Origin of the sequence: Chitinophaga sp. Ak27 (genome assembly GCF_012726295.1) — a bacterium.
Lineage (GTDB): Bacteria > Bacteroidota > Bacteroidia > Chitinophagales > Chitinophagaceae > Chitinophaga.
The window spans coordinates 246776-263344 of record NZ_JABAOB010000012.1 but is presented as its reverse complement, the minus strand read 5'-3'; the positions used below and the strand labels follow the sequence as shown (position 1 = coordinate 263344).

Below are 16569 nucleotides of genomic sequence, written 5' to 3'. Positions count from 1 at the left end.
ATGATCTTAGCGAATATTTAAAAATCGCATTGGTCTTCTTTACAATAGCTTTATGCTTTTCACTTTATGCTGTTTTAAAACAGCGCATACTGATACTGCCGTTTTGTATTTCTTCGTAAGTGAATTGTATGGATTCATTTTTATCTACCAGTCCCAGGGTATAGATCATAGGTAAATAGTGATCGTTGGTGGGGATAGATAATTGTGCTTCGAGGCCAAGGTTGTGGTAGTTGACGAGGTCGTTGAAGGCGCCCTGTTCCAGTTTTTGTTTTACGGTGGCATCGAAGGAGAGGGCCCAGTCGTACGGTTTGGCGTTATCGCTGAATACTACCTGGCGGAGATTATGCACAATATTGCCACTGCCCATAATGAGCACGCCTTTGCTGCGGAGTGCTTTTAATTCGGCAGCCAGTTTAAAGTGATATTCCGGGGGCTGGTGATAGTCGATGCTCAGTTGATATACGGGAACATTGGCCATGGGGTACATGTGTTTGAGTACCGTCCAGGAGCCGTGGTCAAGGCCCCAGTGATCGTCTTCCACTACCTGGGTGGAGGTGATGAGCTGCTTGGTTTCCCGGGCGAGTTCCGGGGCGCCGGGCGCCGGGTATTGTACAGCGTACAGGGCTTCGGGGAATCCGCCGAAGTCGTGAATGGTTGCGGGTTGTGGCGCTACCAGCACATGTGTGCCTTTGGTGAGCCAGTGGGCAGAGATGACCAGTATGGCGGCAGGCTTATGGGGCATGTCTTGCCCCATTTTACCCAGTGCGCGGGTAAAGGCGTTGTCGCTGATGCCATTCATTGGGTTACCATGGCCAATGAACATGACAGGCATCTGGCTGGTGCTTTTAAATTCGCTGGTAATATTTCTGAGATCGTTGAGTTGCATGCTATTCCTCCTCGTGGCAGCATTGCCTTTGATAAAAACTATTGAAACTGGCGTAAAAAATCCGCCAGGCTCATTTTCTCTAACCTATGTAGTAAAGCTCCTTCTATATCCTCGTAAAGATGGTCGAGGTGAAGGTTGATTTGTTTGCCGATGGGGCAGTCCGGGTTGGGTTTATTTTTACTGTTTCCCAGCAGGGACGCCTGTTGTACGGCGTGGTATACTTCAGAAAGCCGGATTTTATCGGCTGGTTTGGCCAGGGTGGCGCCGCCGTTTTTGCCTTCCTTGCTTTCTATCAGCCCGAAGTTGCGCAGGTTGCTGATTTCCTTGCGTACCAGTACTGGATTGATGTTGATACTGCCGGCAATATAGTCGGAGGACAGTAATTCCCCTGCTGAGCTGGCCAGCAGCGTAAGAATATGCAGTGATATGGGGAATCGTCCGTTGTTCATTCTGTAATTGACTTTATTACAGTACAAAGGTACGATTATCCGGGGAAAGGAAAAATTTATCTGTGGGTAAAGAAGTAGACCACGCAGGCGACGATGAGAACCAGTACGATCAGGGCGATAACACCGCCGTTTTTATTAGGTTTTTTTACCATACTACTGAGGCCACGGGTATAAAGGATGGCTTCTACCGTTTCTTTGGCCTCCCGGAGCCCGATGGGAGGGATGCCTGGCGTTTTGTTCATTTCAGTGAGGTAATACTTGATAGCCGGAAGTTTGCCGGCATTCATACAGAGCTGGATGACTTTTTCCTCCACGCTTTGCCTGGCAGGGTTAGTCTTCCTGGCAACTGAATTGCTATCAGTACCGGAAACGATCCGTTGGCATTGTTTACAGACGATAATAACGTTAACAGGGTCTTTTTCTGGTATAGTGCGTATAATTTGGTCGCTCCCACACCAGGGACATTCTTGTACAGTGCTCATTAATGGTGGAACTTTTTAAAAACTGCTGTATAAGATAGGGAAAAAAGCTGAAAGGAGAGCTTTCAGCTTTCCGCTCCATTACAGTCCTTTCTTCAAGTGTCCGGCAAATGCTTTTTTAAATTTTTCGAGTTTTGGTTTGATTACGAAAGTGCAATAAGGTTGAGAACCGTTGTCGTTATAATAGTTCTGATGGTAGTTTTCCGCCTTGTAGAAGGTAGTCAGGGGCGCAATTTCGGTGACGATTGGTTTATCGTAGGCGCCAGATTCCTGTAGTTTCTTCTTATAGAGCTCCGCTTTCTCTTTCTGTTCTTCGCTATTATAGAATATTACACTGCGGTATTGGGTGCCTACATCATTGCCCTGCCGGTTTAGCTGGGTAGGATCGTGGCTGAGCCAGAATGCCTGCAACAGTTCTTCGTAGCTGACCTTAGTGGGGTCGTAGGTGACCCGGATTACTTCCGCATGGCCGGTATTGCCGGTACATACCTCTTCGTAGGTAGGATTGGCCACCGTGCCGCCGGCATAGCCCGATTCTACCCTGATCACTCCTTCCAGTTCCTGGAACTGGGCTTCTGTACACCAGAAGCAGCCGCCTCCAAAGGTGGCGGTGGCTGTTTGTTGATTGTTACTTACTTCCATATCGCCCGGTACTTTATCTTTTTTATTTTGGGCACAGGCAAAAAGCGCCAGTGCAATCAGACAAATGAAGATGGAATATTTTCTCATAAAAATAAAATTTTAAAGATGCGCCTTTTTTAAAATATGACTCAGATTCAATGCTGTAATCGCATTCCAGCCTGTCTAAGCACCTTTATTATCCCTGTTTTTATAATAATTTACGTAATAAATGATGCAGGAAAAGAACAAGTTAAGTAACTTTAACATTCTTTTGCAGTTTGTGGGAACCCGAGGGCGCCCTGAAAGCCGTCAAAAAACATACGTCAGCAGCAGCAGGAACCGATATAAAAAGCCGGGATAACCGGATACGTTTGATAGCATAATGACAATAACGATGGACAAGAATTAATCATTTTCCCGGATAGTATTTTCCCCGCCACCCCGTTGGCCGCGCTTTCATGCGCACGATCGTAAACCTTTTACGCAGACACGAACAAGTATGGATTGTTTGTGCCTTTTTACTTTAAATAAATAACACTTGAAATATTTTCCAGAATCTGCGTTGGTGCAGTTGGAATTCGATAAAGTACAGGCATTGCTGCAAGAGCATTGTAAAACAGAACTGGGCAAGGAAATGGCCGCAGAACTGCGCCTGCACACGCACATAGATTACGTTAAAACAGCTCTGCAACAGGCACATGAATACAAACAACTCACCCTGTTGCAGGAGAATTTTCCCAACGATTACATACTGAACCTGAAAAAGGAATTACGGCTGCTGGAGATCCAGGGAGCCGTATTAACCGGTGAACAGGCCATGCAGCTGCGCAAGCTCGCAGAAAGTATGCACAGTATCGTCCGTTTCTTTGATCACGACCGCCGCATCCAGTATGCTGGCTTGTTTGATGTGATCAAAGACACCCATTATGAGAAGAAGATTACCGCTACGATCGATGAAGTACTGGATGAACTGGGACAGGTAAAAGACAATGCTTCGCCCGATCTGGCCAAAATCCGCATGTCGCTGTTCCGTAAGCGTACGGAATTGCGCCGGATATTTGACCGTATTCTTCAGAAGCTGCAAAAGCTCAACTACCTGGCCGACCAGGAGGAGGCTTTCCTCAATGGACGCAGGGTGGTTGCCATATACGCAGAAAATAAGCGTATGGTGAAAGGTATCATCCTGGGCGAATCGGATACCCGTAAAACAGCTTTCCTGGAGCCGGAGGAAACAATACAGCTCAATAATGATATACAGTCGCTCGAAAGAGAAGAGGGCCGGGAGGTGTACCGCATTCTCAAGGCCATGACGGCTTCCCTGAGCAGCTACTCCGGTTTGTTGAACAGCTATCACCTGGTACTGGGCACCTTTGATTTTATCAGGGGGAAAGCCAGGCTGGCACTGGATATGGATGCCAATTATCCCATGTTGTTGCCACATGCCCAGTTGAACCTGATACAGGCTTATCACCCGTTGTTGTTGCTGTACAACCGGAAAAACCAGAAGCCTACCATCCCGGTGAATATCAACCTGGATAAGGACGCGCACATCCTGGTGATCAGCGGACCCAATGCTGGTGGTAAGACGGTTACCCTCAAAACCATTGGTTTGATACAGCTGATGTTGCAGGCTGGCCTGTTGGTACCGGTACATCCTTCATCGCAGCTGGGTATTTTCAAACAACTGATGATCCATATCGGGGATACGCAGTCGCTCGAATTTGAGCTGAGTACCTACAGTTCTCATCTCAAAAACATGAAATATTTTATGGAGAACGCCAACGGCAAAACGTTATTCTTCATAGATGAACTGGGTAGCGGCTCTGATCCAAACCTCGGAGGGGCTTTTGCGGAGGTGATCATGGAGGAACTGGCCAAGAAGCATGCTTTTGGTGTAGTAACCACGCACTACCTGAACCTGAAGGTAATGGCCAATAAAGTGAAAGGTATTATCAATGGCGCGATGGGCTTCGATGAACAAACGTTGTTGCCCATGTATAAATTGATGGTGGGTAAGCCGGGCAGTTCCTATACTTTTTCCATTGCGGAGCGGATAGGGTTGCATCCTTCGCTGATTGCCCGTGCCAAGAAACTGGTGGATGAAGGGCACTTCCAGCTGGATAAGCTGTTGAACAAAGCAGAACAGGATCTGCAGAAAGTAGAACATAAAGAAAAAGAACTGCAGAAGTTACTGAAGGAAAACGAGCGGTTGAAGAAAGAGTACGAAATTCTGGCCGACAAGGAGCGTAAACAACAGCAGTATACGCTGTTGAAACTACAGAACCAGATTAAGGAAGATGATCTGCAGTACCTGAAAGATATGGAGCGTAAGCTGAAGCAGATCGTGATTGAATGGAAGCGCGCCGATGACAAGGAGAAAGTGATGAAACAGGCCGAAATTCTATTATTCCGCCGCAGGGAAAAGCAACATAATGAACAACTGCAGAAAAAAGTGCAGGATAAGTTTGAGGAAGTACGCGGGGATATAGAAGTAGGTACGCTGGTGAAAATTGTTACCAACCGCCAGGTGGGTAAAGTGCTGGAGATCCGCGACAAGCGTGCCATTGTGAAGATTGGTAACATTCCGATTAATGTAAAGCTCAGCGACCTGGTATTAGTGCAGGAGAAGCCGACAGAAAAGATAGAAGAAGGGAAGTAATATCGATGGTATAGAAAATATCTATACCGCTTATAGTTGGAAGATGGATGTCTAATCAGCTACCTTTACTTTCTCAAATTTGAATGATGGTTACTGTTAAAATATTCAACTAATGGAAGTATTAGAACGCGTTATAACACGTAATTCGCCTGTTGAGGTTTATAACTGTGACTATGCAGATGGCGCTAATTTTTTTATGGGTGAGTGGAAAGGGTTTGAGGCTTGTATAGGGGATATGAATGTCCCGCATCGCCATAACGGATACAGCATTGATATATTGATCAAGGGGCGTATACGGCAGTCGATCGATTTTAAACAATACGAAATGGAGGCGCCTGCGCTGATGTTGATGGAACCTAACCAGGTGCATCAGCATGAGATGGATCCGGACGCTGAGTTGATCAATATTTATTTTACTAACGACTTCCTGGTGCCCGAAATGCAGGGAGTCGTTAGTTGCTGGCGCTGTGTATTCACTTCCGGGATGATTCCCCTGAATGAAGAGCAGCTGGAGGAGGTATTGTCGTATGCAGACCTGATCCGCAAGGAGTATAATGGTGATAAGCTACGGAAGGAAGCCATTATCCGGAATTTATTGAATGCGTTTGTGATCGCCTGTGGCCGGATTTCTGAGCCATCGGGCAACTGGATGAATGCGGAGAGCTCCCAATATAATATGGCGCGGCAGTTTAAGATGTTGGTTGACCAGCATTTTCATGAGAAGGCGCAGGTATCTGATTATGCAGAAATGTTGTACGTTTCGCCGGGACATTTAAATGACACAGTGAAAGCCTTGCTCGGAAGGAATGCAAAATTTATTATAGATGAAAAGCGGATTATGGAGGCAAAGCGGCTGCTGTATTGGGGTGAGCACTCCATTAAGCAGATTGCGGCGCAGTTGAATTTCGAGGATGACGCTTATTTTAACCGCTTTTTTAAGAAACATTCCGGGTTTACGCCCGCATCTTTTCAAAAGAGTATCCGTGAAAAGTACAATTAAACCCGTAATAATTTAAACGTCCGTTAACATTATTGTTTTATTTTTGCATCGTTATCAATAAATGGTGTTGCCCGTACACCATTACAAATTTGAAAACCATGAGAAGTTTTTAGCGGAGATTCCGCAATACCTTTCTATTAATTTTATTTACAGTAGTAACATTTAGTTGCGTGCTTACGTATAATATGCTGTGACATTATGCGTTGCCCGAAGCCGCAACGTTAACTACCTGTATTTTCACTCCCGACTGCTGTTACTAAACTGCTGCTGTGAAGCAATGTGAGTTGTATTGTCTTCACTACGGAGAGAGATTTATTGTTGCATGATTTAAAAAAACAAGTATGAAACTAAGGAGAACTATTTTCGCAAATTTGCCGGCAGGCTTAATTTATAGTACTATCATCCTCGCAGTGATGTCTGGCTGTGGCACATCGCAGGCACACCAGGAACAGGGAGGAGGAGCGCCGCCTTTACCTGTCATTAAAGCAGTTACATTACCTGCCACAACGTTTCAGGATTTCCCTGCTTCGGTAGAAGGAACCCGTGATGTGGAAATAAGACCACAGGTAGATGGCTATCTAACGAATATTTCAGTAGATGAAGGTGCTTATGTTAGTAAAGGTCAAACACTTTTCACGATCGACAGAAGACCTTATGTTGAGCAGCTCAACACTGCCACTGCGAATTTACAGGCTGCAACAGCGGCATTAGAGAATGCACAAATCAACGTTGATAAATTGAAACCGCTACTTAGTAATAATGTGGTATCAGATGTTCAATTAAAATCGGCCGAAGCCAGTTACAATTCAGCGAAAGCTAATGTTGCCCAGGCACAGGCCCAGGTAGAAGCTGCCCGTATCAATCTTGGGTTCACAAATATTACCGCACCTAGCGATGGTTATGTAGGTAGTATTCCCTTCAAAACGGGGAGCCTTGTTAGCAGGGGAATGGCTGGTGCATTGACTACTATTTCTGAAGTAAAGGATATGCGTGTTTACTTTTCTTTGAGTGAAACCGATTTCCTCAGATTCAAGGAAAAATATCCCGGTAACAGCATTGCTGAAAAAGTAAAAGGGATGCCGGCGGTAGAATTAATCCTGGCAGATGGAAGTGTTTATCCTGAAAAAGGAAAAGTTGAAATAGTGGAAGGGCAGTTTGACAAAAGTATTGGTGCAATTAGTTTACGTGCCAGCTTTCCTAATGCACAGGGAGTACTTAGAAGTGGCAGTACCGGTAAAGTCAGGGTACCTACTTTACATGCTTCCGCATTGGTAATTCCTCAGGAGGCCACGTTTGAATTGCAGGACAAAGTATTCGTTTATACGGTGGCCGATAGTAATAAAATCGTCACAAAACCACTGACCATTTCTGGCAAAACGTCTAATTATTATTTTGTTACTGATGGCGTAAAGGTGGGAGATAAGATTGTATTATCTTCTCAATCTACCATGATGATGGGTGGTTTAAAAGATGGCGTTGTTATTCAGCCACAGATGGTATCTGTAGATAGTTTGTTGAAAGCAAAGCCGCTGCTTTAAAACGATTAAGCGTGAAAGCACGCCAGTGTTAAGAACGTTTACACAAAACATTATTCAAATTGTGACGCAGGCAGTGTTGTTACACACATGCACTGTTTGTGTTCGTGCGGACATACCGCAACCCATAATTGTTATTTATGTTAAAACGATTTATTGAAAGGCCGGTATTATCTACGGTTATTTCTATCATATTGGTTATACTGGGAGGGTTGTCTTTATTCACCCTGCCTACGGCTTTATTTCCTGAGATTGCGCCGCCATCTGTACAGGTTATAGCCAATTACCCTGGCGCCAACGGGGAGGTGATATCCCGTACAGTTGCTACCCCGATAGAAGAATCGGTAAATGGTGTGGAGAACATGACGTACATGACCTCCAATTCCAACAATGATGGTAGCTACATCCTGACAGTTTTTTTTAAACAAGGAACCGATCCTGATATTGCGGCTGTAAACGTACAAAACCGCGTATCTAAAGCTAACAGCCAGTTACCTCCCGAAGTATTACAAGCGGGGCTTTCTACACAGAAAGTGCAGAGCAGCTTCCTGATGTTTGTGGCATTATATAGCGAGGATAGCGTTAAGTATAATGAGCTGTTCTTAAATAACTATGCAAGAATTAATATCATCCCTCAATTACAACGTATACCAGGGGTGGCACAGGTACAACCATTTGGTTCAAAAGATTATTCGATGCGTATCTGGTTGAAACCCGATAGGCTTGTTGCTAATAATCTTTCTACGACAGAAGTGATGAATGCGATCAAAGATCAGAACGTAGAAGCTGCACCAGGGCGTTTAGGACAAAGTAGTAAAGAATCTTTCGAGTATATTATTAAATACAAGGGGAAGTTAAATAAGCCTGAAGAGTATGAAAATATGGTGATTAAGGCAAATAACGATGGTTCTGTTCTTCGCCTTAAAGATTTGGCCAGGGTTGAATTGGGTGGCTATACTTATACTGCCTCGAATTTGCTCGATGGCAAACCAGCTACTGGTTTTGGTATTGTGCAGACACCGGGTTCCAATGCTAATGAAATTCTTACCGAACTGGAACGACAGATTGGAGAATTTGACAAGGCGTTACCCGGAGGTATGAAGTTTAAGATAATGTACAACTCGAAGGAGTTTTTGGATGCATCTATTGACCAGGTAAAGGAAACACTGATCATTGCGTTCATCCTTGTAGCCATCGTGGTGTTCATTTTCCTGCAAGATCTGCGCTCTACATTGATCCCGGTAATTGCTGTTCCTGTTTCGATTATAGGTACTTTCTTCTTCCTGCAATTATTCGGCTTTAGCATTAACCTGCTTACATTGTTCGCATTGGTACTGGCTATTGGTATTGTGGTGGATGATGCCATTGTGGTTGTAGAGGCCGTACACTCAACGATGGAACGTGAGCATTTAGCGGCAAGAGAGGCAACAGTTAAAACGATGAGTGAGATATCCGGGGCGATTGTTTCTATCACATTGGTAATGGCAGCAGTGTTTATACCAGTGAGCTTTGTACAAGGTCCTGCAGGTGTATTCTATAAGCAATTTGCCTTCACCCTGGCCATTGCCATCTTTATTTCTGCGGTGAATGCATTAACGCTAAGTCCGGCGTTGTGTGCTTTATTCCTAAAGAACCAGCATATAGGCGAAGGCGGAAAGAAAAAAGGTTTTGGTGCCCGCTTCTTCGATGCGTTTAATACCGCTTTCAATGCCATGACGGCGAGATATATACGGAGCATCAAATTCTTGTTGAAGAACAGATGGGTGGCCATTACCGGATTATTACTTGTGGTGGTTGCTACCGTTTGGCTGATCAAAAAAACACCTACCGGGTTTATTCCAGATGAGGATCAAGGATTCGTAGTTGGTATTACCCAAACACCTCCAGGTAGTTCACTTAGCAGAACGGAGAATGCAACGAGCCAGATTAGTAAAATTGTGATGAAAGATGAGGGTGTGAGCGATGTATGGGCTGCAAATGGAATGAACTTCGTAACAAATGCGAATGCTTCTCCTAATGCTGCAATATTTGTAAGGTTAAAAAATCGTAAAGATAGGGGTGTTGTAAAAGACCCGACTGCTATTGCAGGTGGTTTGTTAGGCAAATCAATGCAAGTACATGATGCCTTAACTTTTTTTGTTGGTTTTCCAACAATACAGGGTTTCGGTAATGTGAGCGGGGTAGAAATGATGCTGCAGGACAGAACAAACGGATCGCTGGAGAAATTAGCTGGAACGGCATGGGGTTTTGTTGGTGCATTAAGTCAGCGACCAGAAGTGGCAAGCGCGTTCACTACTTTTAATACAGGTAATCCACAATACACAATTGACATAGATGATGTAAAAGTGAAACAATTGGGTGTATCTGTTGGTGATTTGTTGAACACGCTGCAAACATATTATGGTAGTAGTTTCGTTTCAGACTTTAACCGTTTCGGGAAGTATAGCCGCGTAATGGCGCAAGCCGATATTTCATACCGGATGGATAAAAGTTCATTGGATGCTATTTACGTAAAGAACAACCTGGGTGCGATGGTGCCGGTAAGTACAGTGGCCAAATTCACACGTGTATATGGCCCGGAAACAGTTACACGAAACAACCTGTATACTGCTGTTACCATTAATGCTACGCCCAAACCAGGTTATAGTACCGGGGATGTAATTAAAGCCATTGGAGAAGTATCGAAAAAGGCATTGCCACAAGGATATGCCTATGAGTTTACGGGTATTACGAGGGAAGAGATAAGAGCAGGTAACCAAACTGCGTTCGTGTTTTTATTGAGCGTATTGTTCGTATTCTTCCTGCTGGCTGCACAGTACGAAAGCTATATCCTGCCACTGGCAGTAATCCTTACTGTACCTACCGGTATATTAGGTGTATATAGTTTCATTGGATTAAGCGGCATAGAAGGCAATATCTACGTACAAATAGGTATGATCATGCTGATAGGATTATTGGCTAAAAATGCGATCCTGATTGTGGAGTTTGCCATACAACGGCGAAAGGCGGGCTATAGGCTTGTTCAGGCGGCGTTAGAAGCAGCACAGCTTCGTCTTCGTCCAATATTGATGACTTCCTTTGCCTTTATTGTTGGTATGTTGCCGTTAATCTTTACACAAGGTGCGTCTGCCAAAGGCAATCATTCAATTGGTTGGAGTACTGTAGGAGGTATGTTTACCGGGGTGATCCTGGGGGTATTTATCATACCTGTGCTGTTTGTAATTTTCCAGTTCCTGCAGGAGAAAATCAGCAGCAAGCCTGTAGTGCAAGTGGAAAAAGAACATGAGGCAAGGCTGGTACACTAAAAGATTAGCATTATCTATTATCAGAATCAGAAAAAAGACAAATGAAAACAAGTTATAGCTCATTTTTAATGTTGTTGTCCTTAGTTGTAGGGTTAGCAGCTTGCCGGGTAGGCCGCAACTATGAGCGGCCCCCGGTGGCGCTGCCCCAGCAATTTGGCAACGTAGCCCCGTCCGACAGTAGTATTGCGAGCATAGAATGGAAAAGGTTTTTCACAGATCCTGCCTTGCAGCAGTTGATCGACAGCGCCATTGCCGGCAACTATGATCTGCAGCTGGCGGTAAAAAGGGTGGCGTCTGCACAGGAGTACCTGAAGCAGGCCAAGGTGGCGTGGCTGCCGGCATTCACTGCCAATGCTTCTGCCAATACCAATTTTCCTTCCAAAAACAGTTTCACTGGTTTGAACCTGTCGTTGAATAAGCTGGGCGATCACCTGGAAGATTTCAACCTGGGTGTAAGCATGTCGTGGGAAATAGATATCTGGGGTAAAATACGGCGTCAGAGGGAAGCAGCCCTGGCTACTTACCTGCAAACCTATGAAGGACAGCATGCCGTACAAACCGGCCTGGTTGCCGCAGTTGCCAACAGCTATTTCAACCTGCTGATGCTGGACAAACAGCTGGAGATTGCCCATAAAAACGTACAGCTCAGTGATACCATCGTAAAGATGATCCGCCTGCAGAAGGCAGCCGGAGAGGTAACGGAGCTGGGCGTGCAACAGGCCATCTCCCAGCAGCAAACAGCCGAACTGCTGGTGCCGCAGCTGGAACAGGGTATTGCCATACAGGAAAATGCCCTGCGCATTTTAATGGGAGAGCTGCCAGCTGCGATTAGCCGTACAGGTAAGCTCAGCGACTTCCATGTAGCCGATTCATTGCCTACCGGTATCCCGGCTGCCATGATCAGTCGACGTCCGGATGTACGGGCCAGTGAAATGGGCCTGGTAGCGGCCAATGCCCAGGTGGGCGCCGCACAGGGGAACATGTATCCTTCGCTGACCATTACCGGCAGCGGTGGGGTGAATGCCTTCAAAGCCAGTACCTGGTTTAATTTGCCGGCTTCCCTGTTTGGTACCGTAGCCGGTGGGATTACGCAGCCTATCTTCCAGCGCCGTGCATTAAAAACACAGCTGGAAGTAGCCAAAATACAGCGCGAGCAGGCGGTGATACAGTTTAAACAATCTGCCCTGAATGCCATTGGGGAAGTGAGCGATGCGCTGGTGAAGCTGGACAAAGTAAAAACGCAGCAGGAAATCGCTATCCGCCAGGTAAACACATCGCAACTGGCTATACAACAGGCGCAGCAACTGTTTCGCAGCGGTATGGCCAACTACCTGGAGGTAATTACCGCCCAGGGCCGGTCGTTGCAGGCGGAACTGTCGCAGGCAGATATTGACCGTCAACGCCTGAGCGCTATGGTAGATTTATACCGCTCCTTAGGTGGCGGTTGGAAATAGTTGATGCGAACTACGGATCGAAGCGCAGACAAACAGACTTATTTTTCGACGCAACAGCCAGGCACTTAACGTCGCTTAGGTCCGTAGTTCATAATCAAATCCTTTATGGGAAAGAGTTTTGCAGTTTTTTCTGCAAAACTTTTTTTATTTAGAATTGGTTTTATACATTTGCGTCCCTGGAGAGTTGGCAGAGCGGTCGATTGCGGCAGTCTTGAAAACTGTTGACTGTAACAGGTCCCGGGGTTCGAATCCCTGACTCTCCGCGAAGGAAGAAGCCTTTGGTTAATCACCAAAGGCTTTTTTATCGCTTGCCAGCATGCCATCTATCAAAGAGAAAAAAAATTGCAACTGAATTTTTATATCTTTATCAAGTTGTCATAAAAAAATTATGGCAGACGGTCCTGTATTGTCATGTTATTAGTGCCCATATCTACGATGAACCTTATTTTTTGTCTGAGTCTATCCTTATTACACTTTAACCCACCTGTGTCTGTCAATTCACCGGACACGGCCCCGCATTATTTTGTGAGACATTTTACTGATGAAGATGGCCTGCCACAAAACAGTGTAAAAGGTATCGTACCGGATAAGAATGGTTTCTTATGGTTGGCTACCGAAAATGGGTTGACCCGGTTTGATGGTAATTACTTTTTCAATTTTGGCAGTGATAATGTACCTGGGCTGAAAAGCAGCCGCATGGCCAGGATTTATCCCAATGATACCGTTATCGCTGTAGAAACAGATGTTAAAGAGATATTAACAATAACGGAGAGTAGGGTAAAGCAAGTTGGTAAAGTGTTACCAGGATATAAGTATCAACAATACCTGGATACTAAGAATGATTTCTATCCTATAAGGGGCTGGCCGGACGATTATGCCGGACATTTTGCTGCTGTGCGCCCCATCGTTATTCCGGACGCCACCGACAGTTATTTCGCCGTTTATCGTGATACCATCTCTTTTATAAAGAATAGTAAAGAAGCGTACCGCATTATACAACCTCAGCTCGACCTGCAGCGTTTATTTGTATGCAGTAACCGGCTTTTTTATCTTGGCCGGGATGGGCGTATCCTGGGTTGGAACAAAGATCAGCAGGTAAAAGTGCCACTTACGGGAGATTTGCTTTCTGATTCCGCATTTATTAAGTGCAGGATGGAATTGTTTTGGAACCTGGCTACCCGCCAGGTTTTTGTTTATACAGACGATAATTGCTATCAACTACAGCTGGAAGCAGGAGGTATTATACATAGTACGGTTGTATTACGGGATTTCGATTTGCATGCTGCTTACGTTAATTCGATCTATTACGACCAGGCCAACAACCGGGTTTTCCTGGCGAGTTCTACTAAGGGCCTTTATGTTTGTACCAGGCAACAGTTTACGGTGCATAAATCTGAGGCTTCGGAAGCCGAGGTATTTTATGCACAAGCTCCTTTTGGGAAAAATGGGGTAGTAACCGCCACTGGTTTAGCCTTTGATCAACAGGGGAGGTATAACCGGTTGCCATTATCTTTCGATAGAAAAAATCCACTGGAAAAATATACGTTGGCCCGTGACAAGCAGGGGAGATATTGGGGAAGAGATGGATTTCTGTTGATTTGCATATCACCGGATTTCAGCAAGATAGTGTGTAAAATTCAGTTACCATATCTTATTAGCCAGGTTTATATTGATACAGGTGGAAATTTATGGGTGGGTGGGAAATATCCCGGGTTATATTACATGAAGATGGCTGATCTGGCCCAGGGGCTGCAATTTCTTCCGGCCGCTGTAGACGACGTTACTTATATCAACGAAGGGCAGATCCCCGATATTTTATGGGTGGGCACCGGCAAGGGAATGTATCGAATCCATTTGCCATCAGGACGTACCGACACCATCAAAGGCCTGGAAGCAGGGAATATAAGAAGCATTTATATCCCTAAACAAGGAGAAATCTGGATCACTACTTATAACAAGGGTGTTTTCCTTTACCGGAATGAACGGTTGGTGGCCCTGCCGCTAGACCGGCAACGATACATGTCTACTACCCATTGTATTATGGAAGATGACCAGGGTTATTTCTGGTTAACGACTAACAAAGGTTTATTTAGTGTTCGCCGGCAGGATGCGCTGGATTTTGCAGATGGGAAACAAGATGATTTATTTTACTATTATTTCGGAAGGGACCAGGGATTTAATACAAACGAGTTCAACGGCGGTTGCGAACCTTGTGCCCTGAAGTATGAGGACGGTGATATTTCATTGCCTTCGCTCGATGGGCTTGTACAGTTTGCCCCTGCTGCTATTAAAATGGAAATGCCGGACAAGGGAATATTTGTGGACTGGGTGGAACGTGATCTAAAATTGACGGAAGCGGGAGAGTACATCGAATTGCCGAATAATTTTAAAACCTTCCGCTTGCATGTAAGCTCTCCTTATTTTGGTGATCCGCGGAACGTCTATTTTTATTATTGTTTAGAAGAAGAGGGCAGAAGGGAAGAGAAGATATGGTTACCTGTGAATAGTGACAGGACGATCACTTTGTCATCTTTGCCATCAGGAGATTATCGTTTACGTATCCGGAAGCTGAAGGGATTCGGAAGAGACCAGCATATCGAAAAAGTGATGGAGATCCATGTAGCGAAGGCTTTTTATGAAAAAGGATGGTTTCGGTTGACTGTATTGATAGCCCTGATTTGTTTGATCATATTGCTTTACAAAATACGTATCAGGCATATCCAGGAGCAAAACAGGCAATTGGAAATAAAGGTATTTAACCGTACGCGGAAGCTGCAGGAAACGATGGCCACTTTGCAGGAGTCAGACGCACAGGTGCGTAAGCAGAGTCTGATGCATAAACACCTCCTCACTGCCATTACCCATGATATTAAAACACCTTTGCGTTTCCTGCTCCGGGTTAATAAAGACGAGCCGTTATCCGGCGCTTTACAGACGGAAGAAATAAAAATGGTTACCTACGAAAGTCTTTACCGTATGCATCACCTGGTGGATAACCTGATACATTACATGCGGACGACCTTCCATACGGGTGAATTTTCTGCAGAAATCGTAGGCCTGTCACTGTTAGTCGATGAGAAGACGGCGATCTTCCGGCCGGTCTCTGATTCTAAAGGCATACGGTTGACTACTCACATTCCGTCTGATATGACAGTAATGGTGAATAAATTGCTATTAGCGGTTGTGTTGCATAATCTGCTGGATAATGCGGTGAAGTACACCAGTCGTGGTACTATAGAAATAACCACCGAAGAAGGAATGAACGGAATAACCATACATATTTCTGATACGGGCGCCGGGATGCCGCCAGCGGTGATGGATTGGATTAATCACCCTAAAAATGATGGCAACTGGCACTCCCACAGTACCGGTATCGGGTTGGTACTTGTAAAAGAGTTGCTGCCGGTAATCAATGCCAGTTTGCTGGCCAGTCCACGCATAGGCGGTGGCACTATACTTTCACTATGGCTGCGCCGGAAGGATTAACTACCTGGTACATCTGTGCTTTCTCTACTAAGGCGATTACATTTTTTACACCCGTCTTTTCAAAGATGCGTGCTTTGTAAGTGCTTACGGTAGTGAGTTGCAAGTGGAGTATTTCCGCAATTTTTATCAGTGGAAGTCCTTTGGTAAGCAGGTTCATGACTTCTATTTCGCGGCTGGAAAGTCCGGAGAATGGGCCGGGAGACTGGCTTTCCTGCCTGGTATATTTCCTGATCAGTTGTTCCCGGACCGCTTTGCTAATATACTTTTCTCCTCCAAGCACAGCGTTAATAGCTGTTTTAAACTCTTCATCTATAGAATTCTTTTCAATATAGCCGTCGGCGCCTGTCTGGAGATAGTCGAGGGCATACAGCATTTCTTCATAGGCAGAACACACCAGTATCCTGACATCAGGGAGCCGTAGTTTTACGGCATCGATCATTTGTCGGTTGTTTCCACCGGGCATATTAATGTCCAGTATCAGCAGGTCAAAATGTTTGGCTTCAATAAGAGAAATGGTTTCATCAAATGTTCTTGCTTCAGTTACAAGCATGTTGCCAGGCAGGGAGCAGATAATTTGTTTTATGCCAAGTCTTACTATCGAATGGTCATCTGCAATCAGTACATGTATCATTCTATTATGGGTTAGGGACCACGGGTAGCATTGGATGTTTGTCACCACTAAAATAATGTATTTT

The 16569-nt window shown here is 45.1% G+C and carries 11 protein-coding genes and 1 tRNA gene; 7 read left to right on the top strand and 5 right to left on the bottom strand.

The features are described from left to right. Nucleotides 1-64: 64 nt before the first annotated feature. The 4 genes from ygiD to msrA form a co-directional block, all read right to left on the bottom strand. Entirely contained in the window at nt 65-886 is an 822-nt protein-coding gene (gene ygiD, locus HGH90_RS30015) for a 4,5-DOPA dioxygenase extradiol (protein WP_168764699.1), read from the bottom strand. Nucleotides 887-924: 38 nt separating this feature from the next. After that, entirely contained in the window at nt 925-1335 is a 411-nt protein-coding gene (locus HGH90_RS30010) for an Rrf2 family transcriptional regulator (RefSeq protein ID WP_169192641.1), read from the bottom strand. Nucleotides 1336-1391: 56 nt separating this feature from the next. Further along, a complete protein-coding gene (locus tag HGH90_RS30005; RefSeq protein ID WP_169192640.1) occupies nt 1392-1817 on the bottom strand; it encodes a hypothetical protein in 426 nt (141 codons plus the stop codon). 78 nt (nt 1818-1895) lie between these two features. After that, nucleotides 1896-2543, bottom strand: a complete 648-nt coding sequence (gene msrA, locus HGH90_RS30000) for a peptide-methionine (S)-S-oxide reductase MsrA (RefSeq protein ID WP_168764696.1) — start codon at nt 2541-2543, stop codon at nt 1896-1898. Nucleotides 2544-2973: 430 nt separating this feature from the next. On the opposite strand from msrA, the gene HGH90_RS29995 reads away from it, so the two are divergent. From HGH90_RS29995 to HGH90_RS29965, 7 genes are all read left to right on the top strand, one after another. Further along, the gene (locus HGH90_RS29995) at nt 2974-5094 is read left to right on the top strand and encodes an endonuclease MutS2 (protein WP_169192639.1); all 2121 of its coding nucleotides are present in this window, start codon (nt 2974-2976) and stop codon (nt 5092-5094) included. A gap of 112 nt (nt 5095-5206) precedes the next feature. Then, nucleotides 5207-6094, top strand: coding sequence for a helix-turn-helix domain-containing protein (locus tag HGH90_RS29990; RefSeq protein WP_168764694.1), 888 nt, complete (start codon nt 5207-5209; stop codon nt 6092-6094). A gap of 341 nt (nt 6095-6435) precedes the next feature. After that, nucleotides 6436-7632 (top strand): efflux RND transporter periplasmic adaptor subunit, encoded by a 1197-nt coding sequence (locus HGH90_RS29985; RefSeq protein WP_169192638.1) that lies wholly within the window; start codon nt 6436-6438, stop codon nt 7630-7632. A gap of 137 nt (nt 7633-7769) precedes the next feature. Then, entirely contained in the window at nt 7770-10934 is a 3165-nt protein-coding gene (locus tag HGH90_RS29980) for an efflux RND transporter permease subunit (protein ID WP_169192637.1), read from the top strand. Nucleotides 10935-10975: 41 nt separating this feature from the next. Next, entirely contained in the window at nt 10976-12388 is a 1413-nt protein-coding gene (locus tag HGH90_RS29975) for an efflux transporter outer membrane subunit (protein ID WP_169192636.1), read from the top strand. 178 nt (nt 12389-12566) lie between these two features. Further along, nucleotides 12567-12651 (top strand) — tRNA-Ser (locus HGH90_RS29970). 262 nt (nt 12652-12913) lie between these two features. Then, nucleotides 12914-15874, top strand: coding sequence for a two-component regulator propeller domain-containing protein (locus HGH90_RS29965; protein WP_169192635.1), 2961 nt, complete (start codon nt 12914-12916; stop codon nt 15872-15874). On the opposite strand, the gene HGH90_RS29960 is transcribed toward HGH90_RS29965, so the two are convergent. Then, on the bottom strand, nt 15840-16505 hold the full coding sequence (locus tag HGH90_RS29960; protein WP_168764690.1) for a response regulator transcription factor: 666 nt from the start codon (nt 16503-16505) through the stop codon (nt 15840-15842). The two genes, HGH90_RS29965 and HGH90_RS29960, sit on opposite strands and share 35 nt — an antisense overlap. Nucleotides 16506-16569 lie beyond the last annotated feature (64 nt).